At 70.1% G+C, this 12,788-nt stretch carries 9 protein-coding genes; 7 read left to right on the top strand and 2 right to left on the bottom strand.

Going from position 1 to position 12,788, the window contains the following annotated elements:
- Positions 1-109: 109 nt before the first annotated feature.
- From C9I47_RS07150 to rnfB, 3 genes are all read left to right on the top strand, one after another.
- A complete protein-coding gene (locus C9I47_RS07150; RefSeq protein WP_111266127.1) occupies positions 110-580 on the top strand; it encodes a DUF2147 domain-containing protein in 471 nt (156 codons plus the stop codon).
- Positions 581-730: 150 nt separating this feature from the next.
- A complete protein-coding gene (gene metG, locus C9I47_RS07145; RefSeq protein ID WP_111266126.1) occupies positions 731-2,779 on the top strand; it encodes a methionine--tRNA ligase in 2,049 nt (682 codons plus the stop codon).
- A 45-nt stretch (positions 2,780-2,824) separates the two neighbouring features.
- On the top strand, positions 2,825-3,280 hold the full coding sequence (gene rnfB, locus C9I47_RS07140; RefSeq protein WP_111266125.1) for an Rnf electron transport complex subunit RnfB: 456 nt from the start codon (positions 2,825-2,827) through the stop codon (positions 3,278-3,280).
- Between the two features lie 34 nt (positions 3,281-3,314).
- Here the strand turns inward: rnfB and C9I47_RS07135 are convergent, their stop codons facing one another.
- Positions 3,315-6,257 (bottom strand): EAL domain-containing protein, encoded by a 2,943-nt coding sequence (locus C9I47_RS07135; protein ID WP_223250315.1) that lies wholly within the window; start codon positions 6,255-6,257, stop codon positions 3,315-3,317.
- Positions 6,258-6,526: 269 nt separating this feature from the next.
- Here C9I47_RS07135 and C9I47_RS07130 point away from each other — a divergent pair, with 269 nt between their 5' ends.
- The 4 genes from C9I47_RS07130 (at position 6,527) to C9I47_RS07120 (ending at position 10,752) form a co-directional block, all read left to right on the top strand.
- Positions 6,527-7,105 (top strand): RNA polymerase sigma factor, encoded by a 579-nt coding sequence (locus tag C9I47_RS07130; RefSeq protein WP_111266123.1) that lies wholly within the window; start codon positions 6,527-6,529, stop codon positions 7,103-7,105.
- Complete coding sequence (locus C9I47_RS17890; protein WP_223250314.1) at positions 7,102-8,289, top strand: hypothetical protein; 1,188 nt, start codon at positions 7,102-7,104, stop codon at positions 8,287-8,289. The genes C9I47_RS07130 and C9I47_RS17890 overlap by 4 nt, the downstream gene beginning before the upstream one ends.
- Before the next feature lie 10 nt (positions 8,290-8,299).
- Entirely contained in the window at positions 8,300-8,887 is a 588-nt protein-coding gene (locus C9I47_RS07125; protein ID WP_141481869.1) for an IMPACT family protein, read from the top strand.
- A gap of 107 nt (positions 8,888-8,994) precedes the next feature.
- Positions 8,995-10,752, top strand: a complete 1,758-nt coding sequence (locus tag C9I47_RS07120; RefSeq protein WP_111266121.1) for an ABC transporter transmembrane domain-containing protein — start codon at positions 8,995-8,997, stop codon at positions 10,750-10,752.
- Positions 10,753-11,648: 896 nt separating this feature from the next.
- Here the strand turns inward: C9I47_RS07120 and C9I47_RS07115 are convergent.
- A complete protein-coding gene (locus tag C9I47_RS07115) occupies positions 11,649-12,776 on the bottom strand; it encodes a fatty acid desaturase family protein (protein ID WP_111266120.1) in 1,128 nt (375 codons plus the stop codon).
- Between the last annotated feature and the right edge of the window lie 12 nt (positions 12,777-12,788).

Raw genomic sequence — 12,788 nt, 5'->3', positions numbered from 1 at the left:
CCCCGGCGCTGCTGCAACGCAGCTTCCATACGTAGGCGGATGCGGTATAACAGGCAGCACGCCGGCGCCACCCGCGTCGTTGCCCTTGCGCCATTTCCTGGAGGGGAAAATGCCGATCCGACCCACACGCATCAAATTGCTCGCACTGCTCCTCGCCGCGCCCCTGGCTGCGGCCTCGTTCGCCAGCCTCGCCCAGACCGCGCCGTCGTCGCCGGTCGGCAACTGGACCACGATCGACGACAAGACCGGCAGGCCCAAGTCGGTGGTCGAGATCTACGAGGCGGCCGATGGCACCCTGGCCGGCCGGGTAAGCGAGATCCTGCAGTCCGATCGCGGCCCCAATCCGGTCTGCGACAAGTGCTCGGGCGAGCGCAAGGACAAGCCGGTCAAGGGCATGGTGATCCTGTGGGGCCTGCGCCGGGACGGCGAAATCTGGGAGGACGGCCAGATCCTCGACCCCGCCAGCGGCAAGATCTATTCGGCCAAGCTGACCCCGGCCGACGACGGCAGCAAGCTGGAGGTGCGCGGCTTCCTCGGTTTTTCCCTGCTCGGCCGCACCCAGACCTGGATCCGCGAGTAGGTCAAGCAGGTCCAACGACCGCGTTCGATTTCCCGCAAGGCCCGGTTCGCCGGGCCTTGCGCGTTCCAGCGGCACCAGGCGCCACGACCCGGACGGGCCGAGCCGGCGATGCCGTGCGATAATTTGCGCCCTTTCGCCAGCCCCCCGGTCATGTCACGCGAGTTCGTCGTCACCTGCGCCCTGCCCTACGCCAACGGCCACCTGCACCTCGGCCACCTGGTCGGCTACATCCAGGGCGACATCTTCTCGCGCGCCCAGCGCATGGCCGGGCACGCCGCGCACTTCGTATGCGCCGACGACACCCACGGCACGCCGATCATGCTGGCCGCCGAGAAGGCGGGGATGACCCCGGAGACCTACATCGCCGGAATCCAGGCCAGCCACGAGCGCGACTTCGCCGCGTTCGGGGTCGCCTTCGACCACTACGACTCGACCAACTCGTCGCGCAACCGCGAGCTGGTCCACGCGATCTACCGCAAGCTCGATGTCGCCGGCCACATCGGCCGACGCTCGGTCGCGCAACTGTACGACCCCGAGAAGGGCATGTTCCTGCCCGACCGCTACGTCAAGGGCATCTGTCCGAACTGCGGCACCGCGGACCAGTACGGCGACAACTGCGAAAACTGCGGCGCGACCTACGCGCCGACCGACCTCAAGGAGCCGCGCTCGGTGCTCAGCGGCGCGACCCCGGAGCTGCGCGAGTCCGAGCACTTCTTCTTCGAGGTCGGCCGGTTCGAGGCCTTCCTGCGCGAATGGATGGCCGGCGACGTCGCCCTGCCCGGGGTCAAGGCCAAGCTGCAGGAGTGGCTGGACGCCGACGGCGGCCTGCGCGCCTGGGACATCTCCCGCGATGCGCCCTACTTCGGCTTCGAGATCCCCGACCATCCCGGCAAGTACCTGTACGTGTGGCTGGACGCGCCGATCGGCTACCTGTCCAGCTTCCAGGCGCTGTGCGAACAGCGCGGTCTGGACTTCGACGGCTACCTGTCGCCCGACAGCAAGGCCGAGCTGCATCACTTCATCGGCAAGGACATCGTCAATTTCCACGGCCTGTTCTGGCCGGCGGTGCTGCACGGCGCCGGCCTGCGCCCGCCGACCCGGCTGCACGTCAACGGCTACCTGACCGTGGACGGCGCCAAGATGTCCAAGTCGCGCGGCACCTTCGTGATGGCGCGCACCTACCTCGACGTCGGTCTCGATCCGGAAGCGCTGCGCTACTACTACGCGGCCAAGACCAGCGGCGGCGTCGACGACATCGACCTGAACCTGTCCGACTTCGTGGCCCGGGTGAACTCCGACCTGGTCGGCAAGTTCGCCAACCTCGCCAGCCGCTGCGCCGGCTTCATCGGCAAGCGCTTCGACGGCCGCCTCGCCGCGGCCCTGCCCGAGCCGGCGATGTACGCGCGCTTCGTCGAGCAGTTGCGCCCGATCGCCGGGGCCTATGTCCGCAACGAGGCCGCCACCGCGCTGCGCCTGACCATGGCCCTGGCCGACGAGGCCAACAAGTACGTCGACGAGCACAAGCCGTGGGTGCTGGCCAAGCAGGACGGTATGGAGGCCGAACTGCACGCGGTCTGCACCCAGGCGCTGAACCTGTTCCGCGTGCTCAACACCGCGCTCAAGCCGGTGCTGCCGCGGGTCAGCGCCGAAGCCGAGGCCTTCCTCGCCGCGCCCGCCACCGGCTGGGACGACGTGCGCGACCCGCTGCTGGGGCACACCATCGCCGCCTACACGCCCCTGTTCACCCGCATCGACCCGAAACTGATCGAGAAAATGACCGACGCCAGCAAGGACACCCTCGCCGCCAAGCCCGCGCCCGAAACCGCTCCCGCCAAGCCCGCGGCGCAGCCCGCCGCCGAAGCGCCGGCGACGATCAAGATCGACGACTTCGCCAAGCTCGACCTGCGCATCGGCAAGGTGCTGGTCTGCGAGTTCGTCGAGGGTTCGGACAAGCTGCTGCGCTTCGAACTCGACGCCGGCGAACTGGGCAAGCGCCAGATCTTCTCCGGCATCCGCGCCTCCTACGGCGAGCCGGACACGCTGGTCGGCCGCCACGTGGTGTTCATCGCCAACCTCGCGCCGCGCAAGATGCGCTTCGGCCTCAGCGAAGGCATGATCCTGTCGGCCGGCTTCGACGGCGGCGACCTCGCCCTGCTCGATGTCGACAGCGGCGCGCAGCCCGGCATGCCGGTGCGCTGAAACCCGCTGGAACGGATCGAGCGAACGACACCGGGTCGCGATGCCATGCCGACGCCTCCCGCCCACCCGCGCGCCCCGCTTCCCGCGCTGATCGACCGCCTCGACCGGATCCTGCCGCAGACCCAGTGCCGGCAATGCGGCTTCGACGGCTGCCGTCCCTATGCCGAGGCCATGGCGCGCGGCGAGGCCGATATCGACCGCTGCCCGCCGGGCGGCGATGCCGGCGCGCGCGCGCTGGCGCACGTGCTCGGAGTGCCGGCGCGCGGCTACGACCGCAGTCGCGGCGAGCACCACCGCCCCGCCCCGGTCGCGCTGATCGTTGAAGCCGACTGCATCGGCTGCACCAAGTGCATCCAGGCCTGTCCGGTTGACGCCATCGTCGGCGCCAGCAAGCTGATGCACACGGTGATCGAGCCGTTGTGCACCGGCTGCGAACTGTGCATTCCGGCCTGCCCGGTCGACTGCATCGAGATGGTCGAACCGATCTGCCAACGTCCATGAGCGCACTCGCGCACCGGCCGCGATCGCTCCCCGCTCAGCCCAGCGACGCCTCGTAGACCGGGGTCTCGGCCGGACGCCCGTACAGATAACCCTGGCCGCGCGTGCAGCCCAGCCCGCTGAGGGTCTGGCTCTGCGCCAGGGTCTCGATGCCTTCGCCGATGGTGTAGATGCCCAGGGTTCCGGCCAGGGCCTGGATCGCGCGGACCACCGCGACCGCCTCGTGACCGCCTCCCGAATCCAGGCCTGACACGAAGCTGCGATCGATCTTCAGGCATTCGACCGGGAACCGGTGCAGGTACGACAGCGCCGAGTAGCCGGTGCCGAAATCGTCGAGCTGGGCCAGCACGCCGTGATCGCGCAGCGTGCGCAGCATGCGGATCGCGCGCGAAGCGTCGTCGAGCAGGGCCACCTCGGTGATCTCGATGCGCAACCGCGACGGGTCGGCGCCGGCGGCGTCGGCCAGCCGCAACAGACGGTCGGCGAAGTCGGTCGCGCGGAAGTGGCGCGGCGATACGTTGATCGACACGTAGCTGTCGCCGGGCTCGGCGGCCAGATGCTGCAGCACCCGCCGGTACATCACCCAGTCGACCTCCTCGATCAGGCCGCTGTCCTCGCCCAGTCCGATGAACTCACCCGGCAACAGCAGGCCGCGGCGCTCGTGGCGCCAGCGCAGCAGCGCCTCGTGGCCGACCACCGCGCCATCGTGCAGTTGCACGATCGGCTGATAGAAGGCGATGAAGCCATCGCCGTTGATCGCCCGGCGCAGGTCGGCCTCCAGGTCGAGGATGCGTACCGCCTGGTCGCGCATCGCCTGATCGAAGACCGCCCAGCGATCGCGACCGGACGCCTTGGCGCGATACATCGCCGCATCGGCGTCGCGCAGCAGGTCGGCGCCGTTGCGGTAGCGCGGATTCCAGAACGCGATGCCGATGCTGGCCGACGGGAACACCTCGCGCCCGGCGACCCAGCACGGCTGGCTGAGCAAGGTCAGGATGCGCTGGGCCAGGGTCTCGACCACCGCCAGGTTGTCGACCCCGGAATCGGGGCGGTCGTCCAGGTTGTCGACCACGATCGCGAACTCGTCGCCGCCCAGCCGCGCGACCATGTCGTCCTCGCGGACCGCGGCGACGATGCGGCGGCCCGCCTCGACCAGCAGGTGATCGCCGGCGGTGTGGCCAGCGCTGTCGTTGACCAGCTTGAAGCGGTCCAGGTCCAGGAACAGCACCGCGAACGACGCTGACGATGCCGACTGCCGCGCCCGGCTGATCGCCATGCCCAGGCGCTCGAGCAACTGGCTGCGGTTGGGCAGCCCGGTCAGGGCGTCGTGGCGAGCCTGGTAGGTCAACCGCTGCTCGGCGCGCAGGCGCTCGCCGATCTGCTCCAGCAGGTCGGCATTGGCCTGGGCCAGCTCCTGGGTGCGCGCCTGCACCCGCTGCTCGAGATCGGCGTGGGCGGCGACCAGGCGGTCCTGCGCGCGCTTGCGCGCCAGACCGTTGCTGATGTGGTGGGCGACGAAGGTCAGCAGCTCCTGGTCGCGGCGGGTGAAGTTGATCGCCGGCGAGTAGCTCTGCACCGCGATGACGCCGACCACGGCCCCCTCGTGCAGCAGCGGCACGCCGAGCCAGCAGTGCGGGATCGCGCCGTGCAGCTTGACCTCGCCGGAGGCATGCAGCTGTTGCAGGCGGGGGCTGTCGGCCAGCATCGCGGTGCCGGCCCGGATCACGAACTCGGTCAGGCCGGCGCCGAGCTTTCGGGTCGGCCGGGCCGGGTCGCGCTCGTCCACCGAGTACGGAAATTCCAACGTGCCGCCATCGTCGCGGACGATCGCGATATAGAAATTGCGCGCATACAGCAGCTCGCCGACGACGTCGTGGATCTGCGCGTAGAACCGCTCCAGAGAGCCTGAGGTGATCGACAGCTCGGCGATCCGGAACAACGCCCGTTGCAGCCGCTCGGCGCGCTGGCGCTCGACGATCTCCGCCTGCAGGTCGCGGTTGGTCAACTGCAGCGCATAGGTGCGCTCCTCGACCCGGCGTTCCAGCTCATCGCGGGCCTGGCGACGGTCGAGCGCGGTCAGGATGTGCTGGGCGACATAGCTCAGCAGGGCGCGCTGCTCGTCGCCGTAGACATTGGCCTGCTCGTAGGACTGCACCACCAGCGCGCCGCAGACATGGTCGTCGCGCCGCATCGGCACGCCCAGCCAGTCCTCGCTGTCGGGGCCGTGGGCGATATCGCGGGCGACGCCCAGACGATGGCGGATCTCGGCCGAGGGTCCGAACAGCGGCTCGCCCTGCTTGAGCAGCGCGATCGTCATGCTGTTGGGAAGTTCGCGCTCGTGGATCTCCAGCTCCGGGTCGGCCTGGTAGGGATCGCGCATGTCGGCGAAATACAGGAAGCGGACCGTCCCGCGCACCGCGTCGTAGAGGACGATGTACAGATTCTCGGCATACATCAGCCCGGCCACGACCTGATGGATGCGTTCGAGCATCTCGGTCACGTCCATGTCCGAGCCGGACAGGTCGGCGATCTCGTACAGCGCCTGCTGCAGGCGCTCGGAATCCTCCAGCGACTTCACCCGCGCCTGCGCCCGCTCGGCGACCAGGTAGGCATCGGCCAGCGCACGGGCCATGTCCAGCCATTCGTTGCGCTCGACCTGCGGCATCGGCTCGGAAAGGATCGCCGCGAGCGCAACCCGGGCACCATCGGCGGCGGTCCAGACGATGGCGACCTGGCGCGGGCCCTCGTTGCCGGGCTGGTTGGCCAGCAGGCGTTCGGCGACAGTGCCCGCCGGCGACTCCGGCCCATCGCCAACGGCCGCCACGACACCGTTGCGGGTCTGCCAGCGCAGCGCCACGTCGGCGCCGTGCCCCAGCGAGCGTCGCAGCACCCGCAGCAGGGCGTCGGCGGCCGGCAAGGGCGAGGCCCGGACTGTCCCCTCGGCGGCATCGCCCATCGATTGCACGGATTGCAGCCCCATTCAGTACGCCCGCCAGTACGCCCGTTCAGCCGTCGCCCGGGCCCGGGATGGAAGGGCCCCATATTGAAATCACGTGATCCGCGCCCGAATGCCGGACAGCCCGATCGCCTGGACAACCCCGAACCGGGCCTCCAGGCGTTGGAATACCCATGAGTCTCGCGATCCCCGGTCACGGAGACGCCTGGTTCCCGCCTCCAGCGCCTCCTGCGACCGCTACACAATGCACCAGACGCTTCCCGTCGGCAACGGCAGAACGTAACCTGCGCCGGATGGATTCGGGGATCGACACCACCGCCTTGCAGACCGCAGAGCCGGACGACGCCGCCTTGATGCTGGCCTGGGCCGGCGGCGACGTGGCTGCGTTCGAGCAGTTGTACGCGCGCCACCGTGCGCCGCTGTACCGGTTCCTGATGCGCCAGCTGCGCAACGCCGCGCTGGCCGACGAGCTGTTCCAGGACGTCTGGCAGCGGGTGATCGGCGCGCGCGCCGGCTGGAAGCCCGAGGCCGCGTTCAGCACCTGGCTGTACCGGATCGCCCACAATCGTCTCAACGATCACTGGCGCAGCCTCAAGCACCGTCCGCCGGCGCCGGAGGACGGCGACGAGCGCGCCGCCCGGATACCCGACCCCGATACGCCCGAACGCACGTTGACCGAGTTCGAGCAGCGCCGTCGGCTGCAACGTGCGATCGAGGAGCTGCCGGACGAACAGCGCCTGGTGGTGAGCCTGCGCCTGGAACAGGAACTGAGCCTGGAGGAAATCGGCGAGATCACCGGCGTTGGCCGGGAAACCGTCAAATCGCGACTCCGGTACGCGATGGACAAGCTGCGTGCGAGATTGAACGAATGACGCGCCACGACCACCCACCGCTGACGCCCGAAGAGCGCGCCCTGGCCGACCGGCTGGCGCGGCTGGGCCCGCATGGCGGCCCGCCGCCGGCGCTGGATGCGAAGATCCTGGCCGCCGCGCGCGAGGCGGTCGCCGCCCCTGCGCGCCGCAACCGGCGGCGCTGGCTGGGCCTGTCCGGCGGTGCCGGCGGCCTGGTCACCGGACTGGGGCTGGCGGCGTCGCTGACCCTGGTGCTGGGCGTGGTCTGGCAGTTGCGGCCGCACGACCAGACCCTGTCGCAGATGCGCGAGGGTCCGGCCACCGAAGTCGAGCAGGTGATCCTGGTCGGCGAACTGCCCTCCAGCGAACCGCGCACCCGCATCGTCGAACCGCCCGCCGAGTCCTCGGCCGCCGCCCCCGCCGCCGCCGCGGACCTGGCATCGGCGGCGCCCAAGGGCGAGGCCGGCGCGGAACCGGAACCGGCGGGCCGCAGCGAACGGACGGAGTCGCCGCCACCGCCACCGCCCGCCGCAGACGCCGAACACGAGCTGCGCGAGCAGGTACCCGCGGCCGCCACGCAGAAGTCGCTCCCGCTCGATGACGAGGCGCTCGAGGCCCGCGGGGATGCCGCGCCGGCGGCGTTCCCCGCCTCCGCGCCGGTCGCCCCCCCTCCTCCCGCCGCCGCTCCGGCCGCGGAGGCGACCGTCGAACCGTCGGCTTCGCGCCGCGCGACATACACCCGCGCCGCACGCGCCCAGCCCGAGCGGGCGGAGAAGGCAGCCGCAGGCGCGGCCGACAGCGCCCGGGTGCAAGGCATCTTGAGCGCGCCTCCCGCGGAGGCGTACTCGGCGCCGGTTGCCACCGATATCGCCGACGCGGTGGAGGCTGGCGATGTGAAAGCGACCGGAGCGGCGCAAGCGACGGCCGTCGAACACGATGCCGCCGCGCTCGACCGGATCGAGGTCACCGGCAACCGGATCCGCGGCGCCGGGGGCGGCGTGGGGGCGATTCCCCTGCACGAGGACCGCTCGCTGGCGCCGGCAGACTGGCTGGAACGCATCCGCGCGCGCCGCGCCGCCGGAGACAGCGACACCGCCCGCGAGAGCCTGGAACTGTTCCGCAAGACGCACCCGCACGTACGCCTGCCCGACGATCTGCTCGAACTGCTGGAAACGGCGGACACGGACGCGGCCGGCACACCGTGAACGCCGCATCGTGAACGCCGATACCCTCGCCGCCCGCGCCAGCCACTCGATCGAGGTCAAGCACAGCCGGTTTCTCGCCCACGCCGCCCCGGTCGAGTCGGCCGAGCAGGCGCTGGCCTTCTTCGACGAAGTCGGCGACCCGGCCGCGACCCACAACTGCTGGGCCTACCGCATCGGCGGGCTGTACCGGTTCAACGACGACGGCGAACCGGCCAGCACCGCCGGCCGGCCGATCCTGGCCGCGATCGAGGGCCAGGGCTTCGACCGGGTCGCGGTCGTGGTCACGCGCTGGTTCGGCGGCATCAAGCTCGGTGCCGGCGGACTGGTCCGCGCCTACGGCGGCTGCGCGGCCGAGTGCCTGCGCACCGCCGCGCGGCAACCGCTGGTGGCGATGACAGAAGCCGAGATCGCCTACCCGTTCGAGGTCACCGGGACCGTCCACGCGACCCTGGCGCAGTTCGCGGCCGCCAAGCTCGACGAGCAGTTCGATGCCGAAGGCACGCGAATGCGGCTGGAATTGCCGGCCGACGAGCTCGCGACCTTGAAAGTGCGCCTGCGCGACGCCACCCGTGACCGGGTCCGCTTCAAAATCCGCTGATCCCAAGCTCCGCCAACCCCAGGCTCGGCCAATCCCGGATCGCGTCGGTGTCTGGCCGCCTCGCTTGCGTCCACACCCGCGACGCGAACCTCCCGCATACTTCGATCATGACCGACACCCGCTCCATCAAGGCCCCGGTCGGGCAACTGCGCACCCTCTGGCCATTCGTCCGCAGGCACCGCGGGTTGTTCTTCGCCTGGTTGCTGGCGCTGGCGTTCTCGTCGACGGCAACGCTCAGCCTGCCACCGGCATTCCGCATGGTCATCGACCACGGCTTCCAGTCCGGCGGCGACGGCATCGACCGCGCGTTCGCGCTGCTGTTCGTGGTCGCCGTGGTGCTGGCCTTCGCCACCGCCGCGCGCTTCTTCTTCGTCTCGCTGCTGGGCGAGCGCGTGGTCGCCGACCTGCGGCAACAGCTGTACGCCCACCTGATCGGGCTCGACGCCGGCTTCCACGACGCCAACCGCAGTGGCGAGCTGGTCTCGCGGCTGACCGCCGACGCCGAGCTGCTGCGCAGCGTGGTCGCCTCCAGCATGTCGGTGGCGCTGCGCAGCGCGGTCACCTTCGCCGGCAGCATCGCGATGCTGTTCGTGACCAGTCCGCGACTGGCCGCCTACGCTCTGGTCGGCATCCCGCTGGCGGTGCTGCCCATCGTGTTCGGCGCGCGCCGGCTGCAGAAGATCTCGCGTTCGGCCCAGGACCGCATCGCCGATGCCAACGCGCTGGCGACCGAGACCCTGGGCGCGGTGCGCACGGTCCAGGCGCATGCGCGCGAACCCTACGAGCGTGGCCGTTTCGGTGAGGCGGTGACGACCGCGGTGGCCACCGCGCGCCGGCGCATCCAGGCCCAGGCCTGGGTCACCGCGATCGCGATCAGCCTGGTGTTCGGCGCGATCACCCTGGTGCTGTGGTCGGGCGCGCACGACGTCGCCGGCGGCCGCATGAGCGCCGGCACGCTCGGACAGTTCGTGTTGTACGCATTGATCGGCGGCGGTTCGATCGGCGCCCTGGCCGAGGTCTGGAACGAGCTGCAGCGCGCGGCCGGCGGCATGGGCCGGATCGGCGAACTGCTGCTGGCCGAGCCGGCGGTGGCCGCACCCGCGCATCCGCAACCGATGTCGGAGCCGGTACGCGGTGCGATCGCCTTCGATGGCGTCACCTTCCACTACCCCGCCCGCCCCGATCTGCCGGCGCTGGATGCGTTCGAGCTGAAGGTGGCGCCGGGCGAGACCGTGGCCCTGGTCGGTCCCTCGGGGGCCGGCAAGAGCACGGTGTTCTCGCTGCTGCTGCGGTTCCACGATCCGGACACCGGGGTCGTGCGCGTCGACGGCGCCGACATCACCGGTCTCGACCTTGCCCGGTTGCGCGAGGCGGTCGCACTGGTGCCGCAGCAGCCGACGATCTTCGCCACCAGCGCGCGCGAGAACATCCGCTATGGTCGCCTGGATGCCGGCGACGCCGAGATCGAGGCGGCACTGGTCGCGGCCAATGCCGCCGACTTCGTGCAGGCGCTGCCGCAGGGGCTGGACACCGAGCTGGGCGAGCGTGGCGCGCGCCTGTCGGGCGGCCAGCAGCAGCGCATCGTGATCGCGCGGGCCCTGCTCAAGGACGCTCCGATCCTGTTGCTCGACGAGGCCACCAGCGCACTCGACGCGCAGAGCGAGCGGGCCGTGCAGCAGGCGCTGGAAACGCTGATGGAAGGCCGCACCACGCTGGTGATCGCGCACCGGCTGGCGACCGTGCTCAAGGCCGACCGTATCGTGGTGATGGACCGCGGCAGGATCGTCGCCGAGGGGACCCACGAGCAACTGCTCGCCGAAGGCGGCCTGTACTCGGAACTGGCCAAGCTGCAGTTCCTCGACTGAACCCTGGATCGGAACACCGATCGCGGGCCCGTACGAACCGGCCTCCCGCGAAAGCCCATCGCGGCTCACGCCGCTCCTACGAAATGCGATCTGGCACGGATCCAGCCCCCTGAGTCAGGGGGCGATTCGCGCCGCAGGCGCGAATGGGGGTGTGGAAGCGCAACGGCGGGGCCCAAGGTTTGCGAAGCAAACTTTGGGAGATATCCGGGCGCAGCCGGATATCGTCCCCCCCTGAGTCAGGGGGCGATTCGCGCCGCAGGCGCGAATGGGGGTGTGGAAGCGCAACGGCGGGGCCCAAGGTTTGCGCAGCAAACTTTGGGAGATATCCGGGCGCAGCCGGATATCGTCCCCCCCTGAGTCAGGGGGCGATTCGCGCCGCAGGCGCGAATGGGGGTGTGGAAGCGCAACGGCGGGGCCCAAGGTTTGCGCAGCAAACTTTGGGAGATATCCGGGCGCAGCCGGATATCGTCCCCCCCTGAGTCAGGGGGCGATTCGCGCCGCAGGCGCGAATGGGGGTGTGGAAGCGCAACGGCGGGGCCCAGGGTTTGCGAAGCAAACTTTGGGAGATATCCGGGCGCAGCCGGATATCGTCCCCCCCTGAGTCAGGGGCGATTCGCATCGCAGATGCGAATGGGGTGTGGAAGCGCAACGGGGGGCCCGAGGTCTGCGCAGCAAGACTTTGGGGATTCCCGGGCGCAAGCCCGGGGATCGCGGCTTACGCCGCTCCTACGGGACAGGGACGGGCCCGCCTCACTGAGTCAGGGGCGGCCCCATCCTGTAGGAGCCGCGTGGGCCGCGATTGAACATCCCGGTGAACGCCTGACGCCGCGCCCACACGCGTCCGCGCAAACGCCTGCCGTTGCCTCAACGCCGCGCGCCCGGCACGGCCAGCGGATTCAGGCGCCGGCCGCCAACGCCGCGCCGCGGCGCGGGCGGCTCGGGAAGGCGTGGCGCAGGATCCGCCAGGTGACCTGGCCGAACTGCTTCGGCAGCGAACCGGTGTTGTAGTGCTGACCGTAGCGCGCGCATATCTCGCGCACCTCGACCGCCATCCCGGCGTAGCGGTTGGCCGGGATGTCCGGGTAGAAGTGGTGTTCGATCTGGTGGCTGAGGTTGCCCGACAGCACGTCGATCACCGCGCCGCCGGAGATGTTCGACGAGCCGCGCAGCTGGCGCAGATACCAGTGCCCGCGCGATTCGTTCTTGATCACTTCGCGCGGGAAGGTCTCCGCATCGGCGGTGAAGTGACCGCAGAAGATGATCACGTAGGTCCAGACGTTGCGGATCAGGTTCGCGACCACGTTGCCCAGCAGCACCGGCAGGAAGAACGGTCCGGCCAGGGCCGGGAACACCACGTAGTCCTTCAGTGCCTGGCGAGCGATCTTGCGGCCGACCGGGCGGAACTTGCGCCACAGCTGCGAGCCGCTCATCTTGCCCTGCACCCAGCGGCCGAGTTTGAGGTCCTGGATCGCCACGCCCCATTCGAACAACAGCGCGAACACCGGCGCGATGATCGGCTGCAGCAGGAAGAACGGCTGCCACTTCTGCTCCGGGAAGATCCGCAGCAGGCCGTAGCCGATGTCGTCGTCCAGCCCGCGCACGTTGGTGTAGGTGTGATGGCGGAAATTGTGGGTCTTGCGCCAGGCCTCGGCGGTGCCGACGATGTCCCATTCGTAGGTCTTGCCGTTGAGCTGCGGGTCGCCCATCCAGTCGTACTGGCCGTGGATGACGTTGTGGCCCAGCTCCATGTTCTCCAGGATCTTCGACAACGCCAGCAACAGCACGCCGGCGATCCAGGCGGGCAACAGCACGCTGTGGACGAAAGCGCCGAGGAACAGCAGGCCGCGACCAGCGACCTCGGTATAACGCACCGCCTTGACGATGTTGCGGATGTAGCGCGCGTCGCGCGCGCCGAGGCTGGCGACGGTGCGGGCACGCAGCGCGTCGAGCTCGGCGCCGAAGGCGTCCATCTCGGCGATGCTCAGCGGGCGACTTTTGAAAGGTTTGCGGGCGGTCTTGCTCATTCGGGATTCGGC

The organism is Marilutibacter maris (assembly GCF_003233695.1).
In the GTDB taxonomy this organism is placed as follows: domain Bacteria; phylum Pseudomonadota; class Gammaproteobacteria; order Xanthomonadales; family Xanthomonadaceae; genus Marilutibacter; species Marilutibacter maris.
Note: the sequence above shows the minus strand (reverse complement) of the source record. Positions and strands in the feature narration are given on the sequence as shown.